Annotated in this window: 18 protein-coding genes; 9 read left to right on the top strand and 9 right to left on the bottom strand. The window is 64.3% G+C overall.

The window, feature by feature from the left end:
• Nucleotides 1-5: 5 nt before the first annotated feature.
• Both T331_RS18965 and T331_RS0101395 read right to left on the bottom strand, forming a co-directional pair.
• Nucleotides 6-1,163 carry a glycosyltransferase family 61 protein gene (locus T331_RS18965; RefSeq protein ID WP_081822082.1) on the bottom strand — a complete coding sequence of 386 codons (1,158 nt, stop codon included), beginning with the start codon at nucleotides 1,161-1,163 and terminating at the stop codon, nucleotides 6-8.
• 71 nt (nucleotides 1,164-1,234) lie between these two features.
• Nucleotides 1,235-2,446, bottom strand: a complete 1,212-nt coding sequence (locus T331_RS0101395) for an NADP-dependent isocitrate dehydrogenase (protein WP_026438743.1) — start codon at nucleotides 2,444-2,446, stop codon at nucleotides 1,235-1,237.
• A gap of 151 nt (nucleotides 2,447-2,597) precedes the next feature.
• Here T331_RS0101395 and T331_RS0101390 point away from each other — a divergent pair, with 151 nt between their 5' ends.
• Nucleotides 2,598-3,344, top strand: a complete 747-nt coding sequence (locus tag T331_RS0101390) for an orotate phosphoribosyltransferase (RefSeq protein ID WP_155992556.1) — start codon at nucleotides 2,598-2,600, stop codon at nucleotides 3,342-3,344.
• 200 nt (nucleotides 3,345-3,544) lie between these two features.
• Entirely contained in the window at nucleotides 3,545-4,399 is an 855-nt protein-coding gene (locus tag T331_RS0101385) for an SDR family oxidoreductase (RefSeq protein ID WP_026438741.1), read from the top strand.
• Here the strand turns inward: T331_RS0101385 and T331_RS0101380 are convergent.
• Entirely contained in the window at nucleotides 4,355-5,104 is a 750-nt protein-coding gene (locus T331_RS0101380) for an alpha/beta hydrolase (protein ID WP_026438740.1), read from the bottom strand. The two genes, T331_RS0101385 and T331_RS0101380, sit on opposite strands and share 45 nt — an antisense overlap.
• A 34-nt stretch (nucleotides 5,105-5,138) precedes the next feature.
• Here T331_RS0101380 and T331_RS0101375 point away from each other — a divergent pair, with 34 nt between their 5' ends.
• From T331_RS0101375 to T331_RS0101360, 4 genes are read left to right on the top strand one after another with little or no spacing between them, the layout of a single operon-like run.
• On the top strand, nucleotides 5,139-6,275 hold the full coding sequence (locus T331_RS0101375; protein WP_026438739.1) for a glycosyltransferase family 4 protein: 1,137 nt from the start codon (nucleotides 5,139-5,141) through the stop codon (nucleotides 6,273-6,275).
• Complete coding sequence (locus T331_RS0101370) at nucleotides 6,272-7,156, top strand: glycosyltransferase family 9 protein (protein ID WP_026438738.1); 885 nt, start codon at nucleotides 6,272-6,274, stop codon at nucleotides 7,154-7,156. The genes T331_RS0101375 and T331_RS0101370 overlap by 4 nt, the downstream gene beginning before the upstream one ends.
• Before the next feature lie 37 nt (nucleotides 7,157-7,193).
• Nucleotides 7,194-9,119: a threonine--tRNA ligase gene (gene thrS / locus T331_RS0101365; RefSeq protein WP_026438737.1), complete on the top strand. Its 1,926-nt coding sequence runs from the start codon at nucleotides 7,194-7,196 to the stop codon at nucleotides 9,117-9,119.
• Complete coding sequence (locus T331_RS0101360; RefSeq protein ID WP_026438736.1) at nucleotides 9,116-9,754, top strand: MBL fold metallo-hydrolase; 639 nt, start codon at nucleotides 9,116-9,118, stop codon at nucleotides 9,752-9,754. Before thrS ends, T331_RS0101360 begins: the two co-directional genes overlap by 4 nt.
• Before the next feature lie 179 nt (nucleotides 9,755-9,933).
• On the opposite strand, the gene T331_RS19350 is transcribed toward T331_RS0101360, so the two are convergent.
• The 6 genes from T331_RS19350 to T331_RS16940 form a co-directional block, all read right to left on the bottom strand.
• Nucleotides 9,934-10,065: a DUF421 domain-containing protein gene (locus tag T331_RS19350; protein ID WP_081822081.1), complete on the bottom strand. Its 132-nt coding sequence runs from the start codon at nucleotides 10,063-10,065 to the stop codon at nucleotides 9,934-9,936.
• A 29-nt stretch (nucleotides 10,066-10,094) separates the two neighbouring features.
• A complete protein-coding gene (locus tag T331_RS18960; protein ID WP_051621993.1) occupies nucleotides 10,095-10,391 on the bottom strand; it encodes a DUF421 domain-containing protein in 297 nt (98 codons plus the stop codon).
• Between the two features lie 78 nt (nucleotides 10,392-10,469).
• Nucleotides 10,470-11,144, bottom strand: a complete 675-nt coding sequence (locus T331_RS0101350) for a metallophosphoesterase (RefSeq protein WP_026438735.1) — start codon at nucleotides 11,142-11,144, stop codon at nucleotides 10,470-10,472.
• 80 nt (nucleotides 11,145-11,224) lie between these two features.
• Nucleotides 11,225-12,628 carry a cryptochrome/photolyase family protein gene (locus T331_RS0101345; RefSeq protein ID WP_026438734.1) on the bottom strand — a complete coding sequence of 468 codons (1,404 nt, stop codon included), beginning with the start codon at nucleotides 12,626-12,628 and terminating at the stop codon, nucleotides 11,225-11,227.
• 27 nt (nucleotides 12,629-12,655) lie between these two features.
• Nucleotides 12,656-13,354, bottom strand: a complete 699-nt coding sequence (gene pdeM, locus T331_RS0101340) for a ligase-associated DNA damage response endonuclease PdeM (RefSeq protein WP_026438733.1) — start codon at nucleotides 13,352-13,354, stop codon at nucleotides 12,656-12,658.
• Entirely contained in the window at nucleotides 13,351-15,816 is a 2,466-nt protein-coding gene (locus tag T331_RS16940; protein WP_035178727.1) for a ligase-associated DNA damage response DEXH box helicase, read from the bottom strand. The genes pdeM and T331_RS16940 overlap by 4 nt, the downstream gene beginning before the upstream one ends.
• A 21-nt stretch (nucleotides 15,817-15,837) precedes the next feature.
• On the opposite strand from T331_RS16940, the gene T331_RS0101330 reads away from it, so the two are divergent.
• The 3 genes from T331_RS0101330 to T331_RS16935 all read left to right on the top strand — a co-directional run bounded on the left by T331_RS0101330 (nucleotide 15,838) and on the right by T331_RS16935 (nucleotide 19,478).
• Nucleotides 15,838-16,866: a ligase-associated DNA damage response exonuclease gene (locus T331_RS0101330; RefSeq protein WP_026438888.1), complete on the top strand. Its 1,029-nt coding sequence runs from the start codon at nucleotides 15,838-15,840 to the stop codon at nucleotides 16,864-16,866.
• A complete protein-coding gene (locus T331_RS0101325) occupies nucleotides 16,863-18,422 on the top strand; it encodes a cisplatin damage response ATP-dependent DNA ligase (RefSeq protein WP_026438732.1) in 1,560 nt (519 codons plus the stop codon). The genes T331_RS0101330 and T331_RS0101325 overlap by 4 nt, the downstream gene beginning before the upstream one ends.
• Nucleotides 18,423-18,608: 186 nt before the next feature.
• Nucleotides 18,609-19,478, top strand: coding sequence for an MFS transporter (locus T331_RS16935; RefSeq protein WP_280512639.1), 870 nt, complete (start codon nucleotides 18,609-18,611; stop codon nucleotides 19,476-19,478).
• The last annotated feature ends 2 nt before the right edge of the window (nucleotides 19,479-19,480 follow it).

Below are 19,480 nucleotides of genomic sequence, written 5' to 3'. Positions count from 1 at the left end.
GAATGTCAGAGGTCTAAAAGTGTCTCGATCGCGCGTCGGCACGCTTCGATCGATACCGAAAAATCATTATGGCTGGGATAGTTGTTGGTCACGATTGGACCATACACTTCAGCATAGTGGCCATCGAGCTGTGCAATGAAATCCCAGAAAAACATGTCCGGAAAATCCGCTGGGCAAAGAGCCAAAACCTTCATCCCGCGTGGCGAGAAGATGCAATTCGTCAAGGCTGCGCCTTTGACACCGACGATGATTTCGGCTTCAGCAAAAAGCCCTACCTGCTCTTCGAAGGGCAATGTCTCTGGATAGACCATTTCAAATCCGTACTCACCAAGAAGCACAAATAACTCTTCTTCATTGAGCAGGCGACGAAAACTGGACGTATTCCGCGAAATGAATATGCGACGCCCCGGCGTTCTGGGCACGATTGAAGCCGCGAAGCCACGCAGCTTATGGAGTGCGGTTGGCGATTTGAACAAGGGGGGGACGTGTGTCGGTGTGACATAGAGAAGTTTTTCGAAGTACCAGACTTCGTCGTCCGGGTGTTCCAAGACTTCCATCTCGATGTCTGGGAAAATCATTTGAATGCTGTCCAGCACCGCGCGCCTCATGCCCGCGCTGGGAAATTTCCCTATGACGATTTTCCACTTATTGATGCGGATCAACTCCGCTGCCAGCGCGATGACGGTCAGGCTGTCAACAAGCCAGTGCCCGTAATTCTGATACCACGGACGCTTCGCAAGTAGACAAGCGCCTTGAATGAACTGACCGCGTTCAACGGTGCAGGCATATGTCCCGTCAGGCTTGGTAATAAAACCGTCTGGTGCGCGATTATGCGCGATGAATTCAATCGCGCTCTCTTTGATCAACCGACGCTCATTGGTCACTACGCTGCCTTGCCCAACAACAGCTGCCATCGGGAGTTCGAACAATTCGACAGGCTGGTGCCATTGCGAGAGCTGAGCAAAGCAGGTTCGGGCGGTGTCGGCTGTATTAGGAAGAGCCGCATCCAAATCGACAAGAGCAGGTGGGCGTCTCGTGTAAGTTCCCTCTGCTTCAAATTCCAAGAGAAGGCGGGCTTCTACCGGAGCGCTAGGAGATAGAGTGTCCTTAGCTGTTGCTAAACCGAGGCTATGATTTTTATCGAAATAGAACGGCCTCGTCATCCAATCATACTCCTGTCCGTTCTGTATTACACGAAAAGGGGCGGACACATCTTATCCGCCCCCCTACAGCCTTACCCCATCGCCACTTTCAAATTCGCATCCAGCTTATCCAGGAAATCCTGTGTCGTCAGCCAGGGCGCGTTCTTGTCGATCAGCAGCGCCAGATCCTTCGTCATGTGCCCGGCTTCCACCGTCTCGATGCACACGCGCTCCAGCGTCTCGGCGAAATCCACCACATCCTGGGTGCCATCGAAGCGGCCGCGATAGATCAGCCCGCGCGTCCAGGCGAAGATGCTGGCGATCGGGTTGGTCGAGGTCGGGCGGCCCTTCTGGTGCTCGCGGAAATGCCGGGTCACGGTGCCGTGCGCGGCCTCGGACTCAACCACCGTCCCATCCGGGTTCAGCAGCACCGAGGTCATCAGCCCCAGCGAGCCAAAGCCCTGCGCCACGATGTCGGACTGCACGTCGCCATCATAGTTCTTGCAGGCCCACACATAGCCGCCGCTCCATTTCAGCGCGCAGGCCACCATGTCGTCGATCAGCCGATGCTCATAGGTCAGCCCGGCCTTCTCGAACTGCGCCTTGAACTCGGCCTCGAAGATGCGCTCGAACGTATCCTTGAAGAACCCGTCATAGCCCTTCAGGATGGTGTTCTTGGTGGAGAGATAAACCGGGTAATTCCGGGCCAGGCCGTAATTGAAGCTGGCACGGGCGAAACCCTCGATGGATTTCAGCGTGTTGAACATGCCCATCGCCACACCGGGGCCGGTGAAGTCGTGCACATCCATCACCACCGGCTCGCCGCCCTCCGGGGTGAAGCTCAGCTGCAGCTTGCCGGGGCCGGGCACCTTATAGTCGGTGGCGCGGTAGATATCGCCATAGGCATGGCGCCCCACCACGATCGGCTGCGTCCAGTGCGGCACCAGCCGGGGGACGTTCTTGCAGATGATCGGCTCACGGAAAATCGTGCCGTCCACGATGTTGCGGATGGTGCCGTTCGGGCTCTTCCACATCTTCTTGAGTTTGAATTCCTTCACCCGCGCCTCGTCCGGGGTGATGGTGGCGCATTTCACCGCCACGCCATACTGCTTGGTGGCATTGGCCGCGTCCACGGTCACCTGATCATCGGTCTGGTCGCGATACTCGATGCCCAGATCGTAATATTTCAGGTCGATGTCGAGATAGGGCAGGATCAGCTTCTCTTTGATGAAGCCCCAGATGATCCGGGTCATCTCGTCGCCGTCCATCTCCACGACCGGGGTTTTTACCTTGATTTTGGCCATTTCTACTCTCTCTACTCCATGCTGGCCCTATCAAATACCACTCCCGCCGCGCCGCACAACCCTGGCCCCGCCCCGCCAAAACGCATGGACGGGCTGCAAGCGAGCGGCTAGGAGGGGGGCGGTTTGACCGCGTTGAACGGAGTTTAAGGATATGAGTGGGCGGATTGCCGCGAAAATCGACTGGGCGAGCGACTGGGACCGGGATGCTGCCCTGACCACGGCGAAGCTGCTGCTGGAGATCAAGGCGGTGAATTTCCGCCCCGAGGAGCCCTATACCCTCACCTCCGGCTGGAAATCCCCGGTCTATATCGATTGCCGCAAGATCATCTATTTCCCCCGCGCCCGCGCCAAAATCTGCGATCTGGCGGTGGAGAAGATCTACCGCCATGTCGGCCATGAGACCATCCAGGCCGTGGCCGGCGGCGAGACCGCGGGCATTCCCTTCGCCGCCTGGATCTCCGAGCGCATGCACGCGCCGATGGCCTATGTCCGCAAGAAGCCGAAGGGCTTTGGCAAGAACGCGCTGATCGAGGGCGACGTGCCGGAAGGGCTGAACACGCTGCTGGTCGAGGATCTGACCACTGATGGCGGCTCCAAGATCCAGTTCGCCAACGCGCTGCGCGAGGCCGGCGCGCTCTGCCACCATACCTTCGTGGTGTTCTTCTACGGCGTCTTCCCCGGCTCCTTCGAGACGCTGGAGAGCATGGACATCAAGCTGCACCATCTCTGCACCTGGTGGGATGTGCTGGAAGCCGCCAAGAGCCACGCTTATTTCTCGGATTCCGCCCTGGCTGGGGTGCGCAAATTCCTGGAAAACCCGATGGCCTGGTCGGCCGCGCATGGCGGTGTCGCCACGGCGGAAGAGGCGTTGGAATATAAGCTGGGCAAGAAGGGCTAAAGCAACCCGCTGAATAAGTTATAAAAGTTTTTGGGGTGCAGCCCTTTTTCCAAAAAGGGCTGCAAAATGTCTGGGGTGTTGACGACAACTGTGCCACCACCCCGAACCTCTTCGCCGCTTTTTGAAAAAAGCGGCACCAAAAACTTTTGCTAATTTTTCCAGGCTTTTAACGGGGCCGGGTTGATGCCAGAAAGGCGGGGATGACAGTCTCGTCCCCGCATCTTCTCATTTTCGGCCTCGGCTATGCCGGCCGCGCCATCGCCAAAGAGGCGGTGGCGGCGGGCTGGCAGGTGAGCGCCACCTATCGCAGCGAGGCCAGGCCGGAGCCCGGCGTCACGCTGCTGCCCTTCGCGCAGGCGCAGCCGGCCATCGCCCAGGCCAGCCACATCCTCACCAGCGCCGCGCCGGATGAGCAGGGCGACCCGGTGCTGGCCCGCTACAGCGCCGCCCTGCGCGCCGCGTCCCCCATTTGGCTGGGCTATCTCTCCACCACAGGCATCTATGGCGACGCGCAAGGCGGCTGGGTGGATGAAACCACCCCACCCAATCCCGGCTCCGCCCGCGCCCGCCGGCGCATCGCCGCCGAACAAGGCTGGGCGGATTTGGGCAAGCCCCTGGCCATCTTCCGCCTCGCCGGCATTTACGGCCCCGGACGCTCCATGCTGGACGATCTGCGGGCCGGGCAGGGGCGGCATGTGATCAAGCCCGGCCATATGTTCGGGCGCATCCACCGGGAGGATATCGGGCTGGGCGTTGCCGCCGCCATCCGCCAGGGCGCCACCGGCATTTTCAACTTCGCCGATGACGAGCCCGCCGCGCCGACGGACGTGGTCCAGGAAGCGGCCCGCCTGCTCGGCATCGCCCCGCCGCCGCCCGTGCCGTTTGAGGAGGCGGTGAAAACCATGTCCCCCATGGCGCGCAGCTTCTGGGCGGAGAACCGCAAGGTGCGGGCCGATGCCACCAAATCCGGCCTCAACCTCGCCTGGCGCTACCCCACCTACCGCGAGGGCCTAGCCGCCATCCTGGCCGAGGAGCGCGCCAACGGTCTGCTCTAGCAACGCCAGATCATCCGGCGTGGAAAGCCGATGGTCGCCGGCCTTGATGAAGCTCGCCCGCACATCCGAGCCGGTCAGATTTTGCACGAGCTTCAGCGACAATTCCCAGGGCACCGCGTCATCGCGCATGCCGTGCAAAATCCGCACCGGCGCGGTGATGGCGATGGGCTTTGTCATCACATAATGCCCGGCACTGCGCTCCAGCAACGCCAGCGAGAACGGCATCGGATCGCCATACTCCGAAGGCTTATAAATCACGCCTTGCTTGCGGATCGCCTCTTGCTGTTCGGGCGGCAGCTCCACCTCCAGCGTCCGGGCGGTGAAATCCGGGGCAGGGGCCAGCAGCACCAGCCCCGCCAGCCGCGCGCCCAAAGCCTGCCCCAGGATCAGCGAAATCCAGCCGCCCATCGAGGAGCCGACCAGCAGCACCTCGCGCCCTGGCGCCACCTGCTCCAGCACGAATGCCGCATCCGCCGCCCAGTCGCCGATGCCGTTTTCCAGAAACACCCCGCCGGAGGCGCCATGCCCGGCATAGTCGAAGCGCAGCATCGCCCGGCCCTGCGCCTTGCACCAGGCTTCCAGCGCCAGCGCCTTGGTGCCCTGCATGTCCGAGGCATAGCCGGGGCAGAACATCACCAGCGGCCCGCGCCCGTCCAGAACCTCATAGGCCAGGTCGATTCCCGGCAGGCGTGACACAAACGGCATAGTCATAACCCTCCAACCCTGGTAGCGCGCAGCCATGATTGACCGCCCGCGCACGATTCTCCAGCTGCTCCCCAAGCTCGATGCCGGCGGCGCGGAGCGGGTGGCCATCGAAATCGCCCAGGCGGTGCATCTCTGCGGCCATCGCTCGATCATTGTGGCCGAGGATGGGCCGCTTTCCAACCTCGCCCTGCGCGCCGGTGCGGAGCTGATCCATCTGCCGGTCGCGTCCAAAAATCCTTTAAAGATATGGCGCAACGGGCGAAAGCTGCGCGCCGTGATGCGGGAAAACCATGTCGATCTCGTGCATGCCCATTCCCGCGCCCCGGCCTGGGCGGCCTTCCGCGCGGCGCGGGCGCTCGATATCCCCTTCGTCACCACCTATCACGGCTCCTATGGCGAAAAGAGCAAGCTGAAGAAGCGCTACAACCAGGTGATGGCGTCCGGGGCCCGGGTGGTGGCGGTGAGTGAGTTCATCTCGGATCTCATCAAATCCCGCTACAAGATTGACCCTGCAAAACTCCGCGTCATCCATAACGGCGTCGATCTGCGGAAATTCGACCCCGCCGCGGTGCGCGGTGACCGCGCCGTGCGCCTCGCCAAGGAATGGCGGATCGAGAACGGCCAGCCCGCCATCCTGCTCCCCGGCCGGCTCACCGGTTGGAAGGGCCAGCGCCTGTTCATCCGCGCCCTGGCGAAGATGCAGCATCAGGAGGCTGTGGGCATTCTCATCGGCTCGGATCAGGGCCGGCATAAATACACCCAGGAGCTGCTGGATCTCGCCAACCGGCTCGGCGTCGGCGGCCGGCTGCGTTTGGCCGGGCATGTGGAAGACATGCCCGCCGCGCTGAAACTGGCCGATATCGTGGTGAATTGCTCCACCGAGCCGGAAGCCTTCGGCCGCACCATCATCGAGGCGCAGGCGATGGGCAAAATCGTCGTCGCCGCCGGCCATGGCGGCGCGCATGAGACGATCGAGCCCGATGTCACCGGCTTCCTCTTCCCGCCCGGCGACGACACCGCCCTGGCCGCCTTGTTCGACGCGATCCTGGAGGGCGATGCGGAGCTGCGCCTCGCCTTCGGCCAGCGCGCCCGCGAGGCGGTGGGGCAGCGTTTCTCGCTGGAAGCGATGCAGACGCGCTATCTCCATCTCTATGCCGAGCTGCTGGGATGAGCCGCATCCTCGTCATCCGCCATGGCGCCTTTGGCGATATCGTGCTGAGTTTCGCCGCCTTCGCCGCCATCCGTGCCCGCCATGCGGGCGATGAGATCACCCTGCTCACCACGAGGCCCTATGCCGGTCTGCTCGGCACCAGCCCCTGGTTCGACAAAATCGAGATCGACGCCAAGCCGGATTGGTGGCAGCTCCCCGCCTTGCTGCGGCTCAAACGCCAGCTCGCCGGGTTCGACATGGTCTATGACCTGCAAACCTCCGGCCGCTCCACCCGTTATTTCGCCCTGGCCGGCCGCCCTTCCTGGTCCGGCATCGCACGCGGCTGCGCTTTTCCGGATGCCGCCAACCGTGAAACCCTGCATAGCCGCGAGCGGCTGGAGCAGCAGCTCGGCCTGGCCGGCATCCCGACCCCTTTGCCGGCCCCGGATTTATCCTGGCTGGCCAGCGACATTTCCGCCTTCGATCTGCCGCCGGACTACGTGGTGCTGGTCCCCGGCGCCGCCCCGCACCGGCCGGAAAAACGCTTCCCGGCGGAGAAATTCCGCGAGCTCGCCGCCGCTTTGCCGTCCCCGTGCGTCATCGTCGGCACCGCCGGCGAAAAGCCCCTGGCCCAGACCATCGGCGGCATCGACCTCACCGGCCGCACGGATTTCTTCCAGCTCGCTGCGGTGTTCCGGCGCGCCAGCTTGGCCATCGGCAACGATACCGGGCCGATGCATCTCGCCGCCGCGCTCGGCACGCCGTGCATCTCGCTCTTCTCCGCCGCCTCCGCGCCCGCCCGCACCGCGCCGCGCTATCCTGATGGCGGCTGGCCCGCCATCGCCCGCGCCCCCTCCCTGCAAGAGCTGCCGGTTGCGCAAGTGCTGGCCCTGCTGCCATAACCCGCCGCGACGTTTCATTATATTTAGGAAGACGCCTATGCCTGCCATCACCCTGCCCGACGGTTCCGTTCGTTCCTTCGACGGCGCTGTGACCGGCACCAATATCGCCGCCGCCATCGGCCCGGGCCTGGCCCGCGCCGCTCTGGCGATGGAGGTGAACGGCAAGCAGATGGACCTCTCCCGCGAGATCGCCGAGGACAGCGCGGTGAAATTCATCACCCGCAAGGATGAGGCGGCGCTGGAGATGATCCGCCACGATGCCGCCCATGTGCTGGCAGAAGCGGTGCAGGAGCTGTTTCCTGGCACCCAGGTCACCATCGGCCCCTCCATCGAAAACGGCTTCTATTATGATTTCTACCGCAACGAGCCCTTCACCCCGGCCGATCTGCCGGCGATCGAGGCCAAGATGCGCGAGATCATCGGCCGCAATGCTGGCTTTGTGCGCGAGGAATGGGACCGTGACGAGGCGATCAAATTCTTCGAGGCCCGCGGCGAGCGCTTCAAGGCCGAGCTGATCCGCGATCTGCCGGAGAGCGAGACCATCACCATCTACCGCCAGGGCGAATGGCTGGATCTCTGCCGTGGCCCGCATATGCGCTCCACCGGCGATATCGGCAGCGGCTTCAAGCTGATGAAGACCGCCGGCGCCTATTGGCGCGGCGATTCCAAGAACCCGATGCTGAGCCGCATCTACGGCACCGCCTGGCGCGACAATAAGGAGCTGGACGCCTACCTCACCCAGCTCGAAGAGGCGGAAAAGCGCGACCACCGCAAGATCGGCCGCGAGATGGATCTGTTCCATATCCAGGAAGAGGCCACCGGCTCCATCTTCTGGCACCCGAAAGGCTGGAAGCTCTACCGCACGGTGGAGGCATATATCCGCCGCCGCCAGGAAGCGGGGGGCTATGAGGAAGTGCGCACGCCGCAGCTGGTCGACCGCAAGCTGTGGGAGCTTTCCGGCCATTGGGACAAATACCGCAAGAACATGTTCATCGCGGAGGTGGCCGAGGAAGATACCACCCTCGCGCTGAAGCCGATGAACTGCCCCTGCCATGTGCAGATCTTCAACCAGGGCCTGCGCTCTTACAAGGAATTGCCGATCCGCATGGCCGAATTCGGCGCCTGCCATCGCTACGAGCCCTCGGGCGCGCTGCACGGCATCATGCGCGTGCGCGCCTTCACCCAGGACGATGCGCATATCTTCTGCATGGAAGACCAGATCGCCGACGAGACGGTGAAATTCGTCGCCCTGCTGGAGAGCGTCTACAAGGATTTCGGCTTCGAGAGCTTCACGGTCAAATTCTCCGACCGCCCGGAGGTTCGCGCCGGCGCCGACGATGTCTGGGACCGTGCCGAAGGCGCGCTGAAGGCCGCCTGCGAAAAGGCCGGGGTGGAATACACGCTGAACCCCGGCGAGGGCGCCTTCTACGGGCCGAAGCTGGAATTCGTGCTGCGCGATGCGATCGGGCGGGACTGGCAATGCGGCACCATCCAGGTGGATTTCGTGCTGCCCGAGCGGCTGGACGCGGAATATGTCACCTCCGAGAGCAGCCGCGCCCGCCCGGTGATGCTGCATCGCGCGATCATCGGCAGCTTTGAGCGGTTTCTCGGCATCCTGATCGAGCAATATGCCGGGCGCTTCCCGCTCTGGCTGGCCCCGACCCAGGTCGTCGTCGCCACCATCGTCTCGGATGCCGATGACTATGCCGCCGAAGTCGCGCAGGCGCTGCGCGCCGCTGGGCTTTCGGTGGAGCTGGATAGCAGCAACCAGAAGATCCAGGCGAAAATCCGCGACCATTCGCTGCACCATGTGCCCAACATCCTGGTGGTCGGGCGCAAGGAGGCGGAGGAGCGCAAGGTCGCCCTGCGCCGCCTGGGTGGCGCCGCGCAGGAAATCCTGTCGCTGGATGAAGCGGTGGCCCTGTTGAAAGCCGAAGCCACCGCCCCGGATCTTCGCGCATGAGCTTCAAAATCGGCATCATCCCCGTCACCGCCTTTCAGCAGAATTGCGCCCTGGCCTGGGATGACGAAACCAGGATCGGCGCGGTGATCGACCCGGGCGGGGATGTGCCCTACATCACCGAACAGATCACCAAGCTCGGCCTCTCCATCACCGAGATTTTCCTCACCCATGGCCATATCGACCATGCCGGCGGGGCGATGGAGCTGGCGGAAAAGCTGGATGTGCGCATCATCGGCCCCGGCATCGAGGATAAATTCCTGCTCGATGGCCTAGCCGAGCAGGGGGCGCGCTACGGCATCAAGGCGCGGGACTGCACGCCGGATCGCTGGCTGCGGGCGGGGGATGTGATCAAGCTCGGCGGCGCGGATTTCGAGGTCCGTCACTGCCCCGGCCATACGCCCGGCCATATGGTGTTCCTGAACAAGGCGCTGGAATTCGGCATTCTCGGCGATGTGCTGTTCAAGGGCTCGGTCGGGCGCACGGATTTCGGTGATTACGGCGACCATGCGCAGCTGATCGCCTCGATCAAGCGCGAGCTTTTGGTGCTGCCGGACAGTTTCGGGTTTCTGTGCGGCCACGGCCCTGGTTCGACGATTGGCGCCGAACGTGAAACCAATCCCTACTTAAACGAATAAAAGTTTTTGGGGTTTGGCCCTTTTTTCAAAAAGGGCCAAGAGACGTTTGGGGTGTTGGCACCGGCGGTGCATACACCCCGGCGTTTTTCGCCGCTTTTTTGAGTTGCGCTGGGCGGGCCGATTCAGAGACAGCAGCAAAGCTGCTTCCTCATCGGCGCGCCGGCGGCACCAAAAAACTCTTATTTTTTTGCGATCGTGCTGATCTGGCCGTTGCGCTCCGGCATCGCCGTTTCCAGCGCCCCCAGCCCCTCATGCCCGGCACAACGCGCCGCCTCCTCGATATCATGCGGCGTCACCGCGCTGGCCCGCATCTCGGCACCGCGTATCCTGCCATTTTCGATCAGCGGGATCGGCCTGCCTTATGGTCCAACGCCCAGTAGAGCAGCAGAAACACCGTCGTCGCCACCAACGTGTCGATCAGCTTGGCATTGCCGGTTAGGGCGCGGCTGAGGCTGGAGCCGATGACGATGGCGATGACGATGACGATATCCAGCGGGCTCTGCCGCCCAAAGGCGCGCCGCCCCAGCAGCCGGATCGCCGCCAGCCCATAGACCAGCACGATCACCGCGCGCAAACTCATCTGCCACCAGAGAATCCGCGTCGCCCCGTCACCCACCAGCGCGTGCCATGCCTGCATCCGCCCGCATCCTTTCGGTGAAGATGTCGGGCGCGGCGCCAGCGGTTCAAGCCCGCCTCTGCGCCGCCGAGGGCCGGCTCAGGGCAGGGGGTCGATATCCATCCAGGAGAGATGCCCGCCTTTGCCCGCCCCGGTATCCAGAAACACCGCCATGCCGCCCTTGCGCCCATGGCGGATATAAGGCCGCCCATCGGTGGAGCGCTGGTCGTGCCCGACATAGGCGGTGATGCCGGCGGGCAGATCATCCACCCAGCGCAGCAGCCGCTCCGGCTTGCCGCCGCTGCTCACCCGGCCGCTGGTCTGGCCATAGAGAGCGCGCGCCCAGAGCGGCTCCGGCCGGCCGGGCGGGAAGGGGCCGGGGGGCTGCTCCAGCATCGCCGGATGAAACCCGCCATGCACGAAAAACAGCTTTCCCGATTGCAGCCAGACCGGCGCGCGCAAAATCTCCTCGCGCGTGCGCTCCCGCAGCTCGTCCGGCAGAATGGCCATGGTCTTTGCCGTCGGCTCGCCGCGCACCCGATCCCCCCGCAGCGCCCGCCCGAGCTTGAAATCATGATTGCCGAGCAGGAACAGCCCACGCCTTTCGTCCAAAATCTCGAACATGATCCGCAGCGCGCCGGGGGTATCCGGCCCGTCATCGACGAGATCGCCGAGCTGGATGATGAACCGATCCGTCTGCGCCGCCGCCGCGAAGGCGCGGGAATCGCCATGCACATCGCCGACAATGCGCAGTCCGCGTCCGGAGGGGATCATCGCATGGACCAGCAACGCGTTGAAATAAAAGGTAACATTACAACTCAAAGATGGGTTGTTCCGCGACCTCTGGCAAGGGCTTACGCTGGCCTCCCGCCTTTCAACCTCGCATAGGCGGCCAGCGCCTTGTCGCGCCCCTCCGCCGGCTTCACCAGCGGCTGCGGATAATTACTCCCCAGCTTCACCCCGCACGCCGCCAAAATCTCAGGCGGCGCCTCCCAGGGGGCGTGGATATATTTGTCCGGCAGCCGCCTCAGCGCCGGCAGGAAGCGGCGCACATAGGCGCCGTCGCCATCGAATTTCTGCCCCTGCAGCACCGGGTTGAAGACCCGGAAATAAGGCGCGGCATCCGCCCCGCACCCCGCCACCCATTGCCAGGAGGCGCCATTCGCTGCCTCATCCGCCTCGCACAGCGTATCCCAGAACCAGGCCTCGCCGGCCTGCCAGGGGATCAGCAGATGCTTCACCAGATAGGAGGCGCAGATCATCCGCACCCGGTTATGCATCCAGCCGGTGATCCAGAGCTCGCGCATCCCGGCATCGACGATGGGAATCCCGGTCTTGCCCGTCTGCCAGGCGGTCAGCCTGTCGCGGTTGGTCTCCCAGGGGAAATCCTTGAACTCCCTGCGGATCGGCGCGCGGCGCAGGTCCGGATGCTGCCAGAGCAGATTGATCGAGAATTCCCGCCAGAGCAGCTCCTTCAGGAAGGTCTCCACCCCTTTGCCGGCACCCGCCGCGCGCGCCCGGTGCCAGACATAACGTGGCGAGATCTCGCCAAAATGCGCATGCGGGGAGAGTTTCGAGGTGCCATGGCGGCCGGGTATGTCGCGGGCGGTGGCGTAATCCTGCACCGGCCCGGCCAGAAACGCCTCCAGCCGCGCCTTCGCCCCCGCTTCGCCGGGCGTCCATTCCGCCCGCATCCCGCCAGCCCAGTCCGGCCTGATCGGCAGCAGCCCCCAATCGGCCAGATTCTCGCTTTCGATCTTCGGCCCGCGCAGGGCGCTGGGCACCGGCAGCAGCGTCTCCGGCACCCCGGCCTCCTGGCAGGCTTTCGAGAAAGGCGTGTAGACGCCGTACATCCCGCCGGCCTTGGTGGTGATCCGCTCCGGGTGAAACAGCGAGGTGGAAAGATGCCGGTGCAGCCCGCAATCCAGCCTTTTCAGCGCCGCATCCAGCGCCCGGTCCGCTTCGCGCCAAGCCGGCTCATAGGCGCGCGCCACATGCACCGCCGCAACCTTTTGCGCCTTCACCAGCCCCGTGATGATCTCCGTCGCATCGCCCCGGCGCAGCACCAGCCGCCCGCCGCGCGCGGCGATCTCCGCCCCCAGCGCGCTCAGTGAATGATGCAGCCACCAGCGGCTCGCCCCGCCGGCGCGCTCATCGAGGATATAGAGCAGAATGACATCGCCGGCCGCGGCGGCGGCGTGCAGGGCCGGGTTATCGGCAAGGCGCAGATCGTTACGGAACCAGACAAGATTGGTCATGCGGGTGAATATAGGGGCACGAGGCGCTTACGCCACCTCGGCCAGCCGCCCGAGCTGCTCCAGCGCGAAAGAATAAAGCTGCTCCTGGCCCAGCATGAACACCCGCAAGCCGCGCGGGAACAGCCGGGCAATCGGCGCCTCGCGCACATCCAGCCCGCCGGTGAGCGCACCGAAGGCCGGCAGGATCAGCCTGGTGCTGCCATCGGAGACGAAGCAGGGCCGCGAGACCCGCTTGGCCCGCGACTCGATGCTGGCTTTCGGGTGGAAATGCCCGGAAAGCTCGATCTCCCGCAACCCCAGCAGGGGCTGCGCCTGGTGGCGGAACACGAACGGGCCTTCCCGATGCTCGGCCACGCATTGCCCCGGCAGATCATGCGGGGTGGCATCGTGATTACCGGCGATCCAGATGATCTGCGCCTCCCGGCCGATCGCCTCCAGCCGCGTGCGGTCGTCCTTGGAGAGCCGGGCATGGCCCTGTACGTCATGGAAGCTGTCCCCCAGCGCGATCAGCCGGGAGGGGCGATAGAGCCGCACCAGCCTGGTCAGCCGCTCCAATGTGGCGCGCGTATCGAAAGGCGGCAGCAGCGCCCCGCGGGCGGCCAGCGAGGAGGATTTCTCGAAATGCAGGTCGGCGACGATCAGCACCCGCTTGGCGGGCCAGAAAGCGGCACCGGAGGGGTCGAGCATCAAACGTTCGTTGCGGAAATGAATCGGTGCGGCGGTCATGTATGGTCAAAGAGCATATTCTGTCCTTTCGGACCATGGATAAAATTTCCATGAACATTCTCATCCTCACCAGCTTCGGCGATCAGCGCCTGCGCCTCGGCCAGCAGCAGGTCCTCGGCCTCGCCCTGCACATGTTCGCGGCCAATCTCCAGCAGCACCGGCACCGCCAAGGGCGAGACTCGGGAGAGCGCCATATGGGTAATCCGTCCCTTCGCCCGCGCCAGCAGGGCGGCGATGCGGGAGAGATCGATCAGCCCATGCGCCGCATCCGCGCGGGTGGCGCGCAGCAGAATATGGTCGGGCTGGTGGCGGCGCAGCACGTCATAGATCAGGTCTGAATTCACCGTCACCTGGCGGCGGTTCTTCTCAACCCCTGGGAGCTGGCGCGGGATCAACCCGGCAATCACCGCCACCTGCCGGAAGGCGCGGCGCAGCAGCGAGCTTGTCTCCATCCATTCCTCCAGATCATCCCCCAGCAGATCCTCATGAAACAGCTGCTCGATCTTTTCCGGGCGATAAGCGGACCAGATCGCCAGCACATAATCGGAGGCGACAAAGCCGATCGGCGCGAAGCCGGCGCGCTCCATCCGCTTGGTCAGCAGCAGCCCGAGCGTCTGGTGCGCGTTGCGCCCCTCGAAGGCATAGACCACCATGAACCAGCGCCCGGCGCGCGGGAATGTCTCCACCAGCAACCCGTTCGGGCCGGGCAGCCGGGAGCGGCGCCTCTGCAGCGCCAGCCAGTCCCGCACCTGTTCCGGAAAGGCACCCCAGCAGCCCGGGTCATGCAGCATCGCCCTTACCCGCGCCGCGAGATTGGTGGTCAGCGGCAGCCTGGCCCCGGCATAAGCCGGCACTTTCGGCTCCTTGCCAGGGGCTTCCACCACCTCCGCCGCGTTTTCCCGCAGGCGGATGAATTTCAGCACCCGCCCGGCGAACATGAAGCTATCGCCTGGGACGAGCTGATTGACGAAATATTCCTCCACCTCGCCCAAGGCCGCGCCAAAGCCCCCGCCACGCCGCCCCAGCAGCCGGATCTTGATCAGCGGCGCCTCGACGATGGTGCCGATATTCATCCGGAATTGCTGCACCACTTTGGCGTTGGCCGGATAGAGAAACCCCTCTGAATCCCGGAACAATTTGCGATAGCGCTCATAGGCGGCGAGCGCGTAGCCGCCATCCTCGACGAAGCCCAGCACCGCATCGAAGTCCGGGCGCGAAAGCGCTTCATAGGGCGCAGCTGAAACCACCTCGCGATAGAGATCATCCGGGTGAAATTTCCCCGCGCAGGCCATGCCCAGAACATGCTGGGCCAGCACATCCAGCCCGCCGGGGCGGGGCGGATCGCCATCCAGAGCCGCTTCGGCCACGCCGGCCATCGCCGCCTCGCATTCCAGCACCTCGAACCGGTTGGCCGGGACCAGCACGGCGCGGGAGGGCTCATCCAGCCGGTGATTGGCCCGGCCCAGGCGCTGCAACAGCCGCGAGACCCCCTTCGGCGCGCCGATCTGCAGCACCTGATCCACCCCGCCCCAATCGATGCCGAGATCCAGCGAGGAGGTGGCGATGACCCCGCGCAATCTCCCCTCCGCCATCGCCGCCTCCACCTTGCGGCGCTGGGCGATGTCCAGACTGCCATGATGGATGGCGATGGGCAGGTTTTCCTCATTATGCCGCCAGATTTCCGCAAACAGCAGCTCCGCCTGGGCGCGGGTATTGACGAAGACGATGCTCATCTTCGCCTGGGCGATTTTCCGCAGCACCAGCTCTGCCGATTTCAGCCCCATATGGCCGGACCAGGGGATTTCGGTCTCGGGCAGCGCCAGCGTGATCTCGGGCGCCGCCCCCTCTTTGGCCTGTACCAGCCGCGCTTCCGGCCCCACGAACCGGCGCATCGCCTCAGGATGCGCCACCGTGGCCGAGAGCCCGACGATTCGCGTGGCCGAGAGCGCGCGCAGCCGTGCGAGACACAAAGCCAGCTGATCCCCCCGCTTGGTCCCGGCCAAAGCATGGATCTCATCCACCACCACGCAGGCCAGATCCTTGAAATACACGCCGCTATTCTCTTGCGAGAGCAGCAGCAGCGATTCCGGGGTGGTCAGCAGAATATTCGGCGCCATCTCCTTCTGCCGGGCGCGGCGATTGGCCGGGGTGTCGCCGCTGCGGGTCTCGATGGAGACAGACAAGCCCATCTCCGCCACCGGGATTTGCAGATTGCGGGCAATATCCGTGCCCAGCGCCTTCAGCGGGCTGACATAGAGCGTGTGCAGCCCCTCGCGCGGCCGCGCCGCCAGCGCGACCAGGCTGGGCAGAAACCCGGCCAGCGTCTTGCCGGCACCGGTGGGGGCGATCAGCAGCGCATCCGCGCCGTCCTGTGCCGCGTCCAGCATCTCGGCCTGGTGGGCGCGCAGCCCCCAGCCCTTGGCGGCGAACCATTTTTCAAATCGCTCTGGCAGAGAGGCCATAAGCCACCATATGGTGCTTTCATGTTTTGTTCCAACACCCCGCATCCGGAACGCTGGCTGAAGCCGACCCCGGCCGGGCTCTATTGCCTGCCGGGCGATTTTTATATCGATCCGCTACGGGCGGTGCCGCGGGCCATCGTCACCCATGGCCATTCGGACCATGCGCGGCCCGGCCACGACCATGTGCTGGCCACGCCCGAGACACTCGCCATCATGCGCACCCGGATGGGCGCGGAGCGGGCAGGGGCCACGCAACAGGCTCTGGCCTATGGCGAGACGCTCCAAATTAACGATGTTAATATAAAACTGGTTCCGGCGGGACATGTGTTAGGCTCGGCGCAGATCGTGCTCGACCATGCCGGTAGCCGCGCCGTCGTCTCCGGCGATTATAAGCGCCAGCCGGACCCGACCTGCGCGCCCTTCGAGCCGGTGCGCTGCGATGTCTTCGTCACCGAAGCCACGTTCGGCCTGCCGGTGTTCCGCCATCCGGACCCGGCCAAGGAGATCGAGAAACTCCTGCGCTCGCATGCGCTTTTCCCTGATCGCACGCATGTCATCGGCGCTTATTCGCTCGGCAAATCCCAGCGCCTGATCGCCATGCTGCGCCAGCAGGGGTTCGATGCGCCGATCTATCTGCATGGGGCGCATGCCAATCTCTGCGCGCTTTATGAAAGCCTTGGCGTGCCTTTAGGCGATCTGCGCCCGGCGACGGTAGCTCAAAAAACCCAGATGAAAGGGGCGATGGTGCTGGCCCCGCCCTCGGCGGTCGGCGAGCGCTGGGGGCGGCGGCTGGAAGACCCGGTGGTGGCCCAGGCCTCGGGCTGGATGCGGGTGCGCCAGCGCGCCAAGGCGTCCGGCATCGAGCTGCCTTTGATCATCTCCGACCATGCGGATTGGGACGACCTGCTGGCCACGATCGCCGAGGTGCAGGCCCCGGAAATCTGGGTGACCCATGGCGCCGAGGAGGCGCTGATCCGCGCCTGCGCCCTGCGCCAGATCCGCGCCCGCGCCCTCTCTCTGGTGGGTTATGGCGAGGAAGACGGCGCATGAGGGCGTTCGCGGAGCTTCTGGAGCGGCTGCTCTTTGCCCCCGGCCGCAACACCAAGATCGCCCTGCTGCGCGCCTATTTCGCCAGTCGGCCGGACCCGGAGCGCGGCTATGCGCTCGCCGCCATCGCCGGCGCGCTGGATTTCCCCGGTGCGAAATCCGCGACGCTGAAGGAGCTGGCCGCCACCCGCACCGATGCCGAGCTGTTTTCGTTGTCCTACGATTTCGTCGGCGATCTGGCCGAAACCATCGCGCTGATCTGGCCCACCCAGGGCGACGACGCGCCCGATCTGCCCGCTGTCATCGAAGCGCTACGAAACGCCAAGCGCACTGAAATCCCTAGACTCATCGAAGGCTGGCTGGATCGCTGCGATCCCTCCACCCGGCTCGCCCTCATCAAACTGCTCACCGGCGGGCTGCGCGTCGGCGCCTCCTTGCGCCTGGCCAAGCTCGCCTTGGCGGAGATGGGGCTGGTGGATGTGAATGAGATCGAGGAGATCTGGCACGGCCTCGCCCCGCCATATACCAGCCTGTTCGCCTGGCTGGAGGGCAGGGGGCCGCGCCCCACGCCCGGTGAGGCCCCGGTCTTCCGCCCGGTGATGCTGGCGCATCCGGTGGAGACAGAGGACATCGCCCGCACCGACTGGCGGGATTTCCGCGCCGAGCAGAAATATGACGGCATCCGGGTGCAGATCGTCGCCACCCCGACCGGCAAGCGGCTCTATTCGCGCGCCGCCGAGGATATTTCGGCGTCCTTCCCGGAACTGCTGGAGGCGCTTGATTTCCATGCGGTGCTGGATGGCGAGCTGCTGGTGATCCGGGACGGCGAAATCGCGCCCTTCTCAGACCTGCAGCAACGCCTCAACCGCAAAACCACCACATCCGCCTTGCAGCAAAAATTCCCGGTCGGGATCATGCTCTATGATCTGCTGTTCGAGGCCACCGAGGATCTGCGCGCACTGCCCTTCGATGCCCGCCGCGCCCGGCTGGAGGCCTGGTTCGCGGCCACCAGACCCGCCGCGATGCAGCTCTCGCCCCTGATCCCCTTCACCAGCATTGACGAGCTGGCGACACTGCGCGAGGCGGCCCGGGCGGAGGCCAGCGAGGGGCTGATGCTCAAGCGCGGCGATGCGCCCTACCTCGCCGGGCGGCCCAAGGGGCTGTGGTGGAAATGGAAGCGCGCTCCGCTGAGCCTGGATGCGGTGCTGATGTATGCCCAGCGCGGCCACGGCAAACGCTCCTCTTTCTATTCAGACTACACATTCGGCGTCTGGACCGAGGCGGGCGAGCTGGTGCCGGTGGCGAAAGCCTATTCCGGCTATACGGACGAGGAGCTGAATTTCATCGATAAATGGATCCGCGCCCACACCATCGCCCGCTTCGGCCCGGTGCGGGAGGTGGAGAAAAAGCTGGTCTTCGAGCTGGGGTTCGACGCCGCCCAGCTCTCCAGCCGGCATAAATCCGGCATCGCGCTGCGCTTCCCGCGCATATTGCGCCTGCGCACGGACAAGCCGGCCGAGGAGGCGGACCGGCTGGAGAGCCTGCGCAAGCTGATCTAGAGCGTATTCCGTTCCCGTTGGTGCACGGAACACGCTCTAGCTTTTTTTTCGAGCGAGCAACTTTATCCGATCAAACGAGTCCGTTTGATCGGATGTTGCTCTAGCCATTTGGCGGGCTCATATATTGTCATCAGCCCAGCCCGCGCCCAGATCCGTAAAGCTCTACTCGACCGCCAGCGGGATGTGATGATCAATCCGGGGAATAAGGTAAACCGCGTGCGGTTGGGGATTTGGCCGCTACAGGCTCTGAATTTCTTCATGGCCGACATGCAGGCCGGAATCGGGCCATTCCTGAGCGTGTTCCTGCTCGCGCATCATTGGACAAGCGGGCCGATCGGCACGGTGATGACATTTGGCGGTCTCGCGGGGATGGTGATGACGGCGCCGGCTGGTGCGTTGGTTGATGCGACGCACCGCAAGAGACTCTTGATCGTCCTCACCGGCATCTGCACCGTTGCCGCTTCCAGCCTCATCCTTCTCTCGCAGGAATTTTGGATGATTGCCGCCTCGCAAGTGGCAACGGCGATCGCCGGGGCGGCGATTGGCCCGGCGGTCACCGGGCTCACCCTCGGCATCGTGCACCAAACCGGCTTTCCTCACCAAAATGCCCGCAACCAGGCATTCAATCATGCGGGGAACATGGTCGGCGCGGGCCTGTCTGGTTTGCTGGGCTGGCTCTATGGGTTTCCCGCCGTTCTCGCTTTGGCGGGCGCATTTGGCGTATTGTCGATCATTTCGGTGTTGATGATTCCCGCCAGGGCGATCGACCATGAGGCCGCCCGGGGGCTGACCAGCGCAACAGGCCACGACGGCCACGCAAGTGGTCTGCAAGTTCTGTTGCGGACGAAGCCGCTCTTGATCCTGGCGGCCTCGCTCGCCTGCTTCCATTTGGGCAACGCCGCGATGTTGCCGCTTTACGGGCTTGCGGTGGTGGGCGCCAGGCAGGGAAACCCGACGATCTTCGTGGCGCAGACGGTTGTCGTCGCGCAGGCTGTGATGATCCTCGCGTCGATTTTCGCCATGCGGCTGGTGGATAAACGCGGCTATTGGCTTTAGCT

The organism is Acidocella facilis ATCC 35904 (assembly GCF_000687875.1).
Classification (GTDB): Bacteria; Pseudomonadota; Alphaproteobacteria; order Acetobacterales; family Acetobacteraceae; genus Acidocella; species Acidocella facilis.
This window is presented reverse-complemented; position numbering and strand designations above follow the sequence as displayed.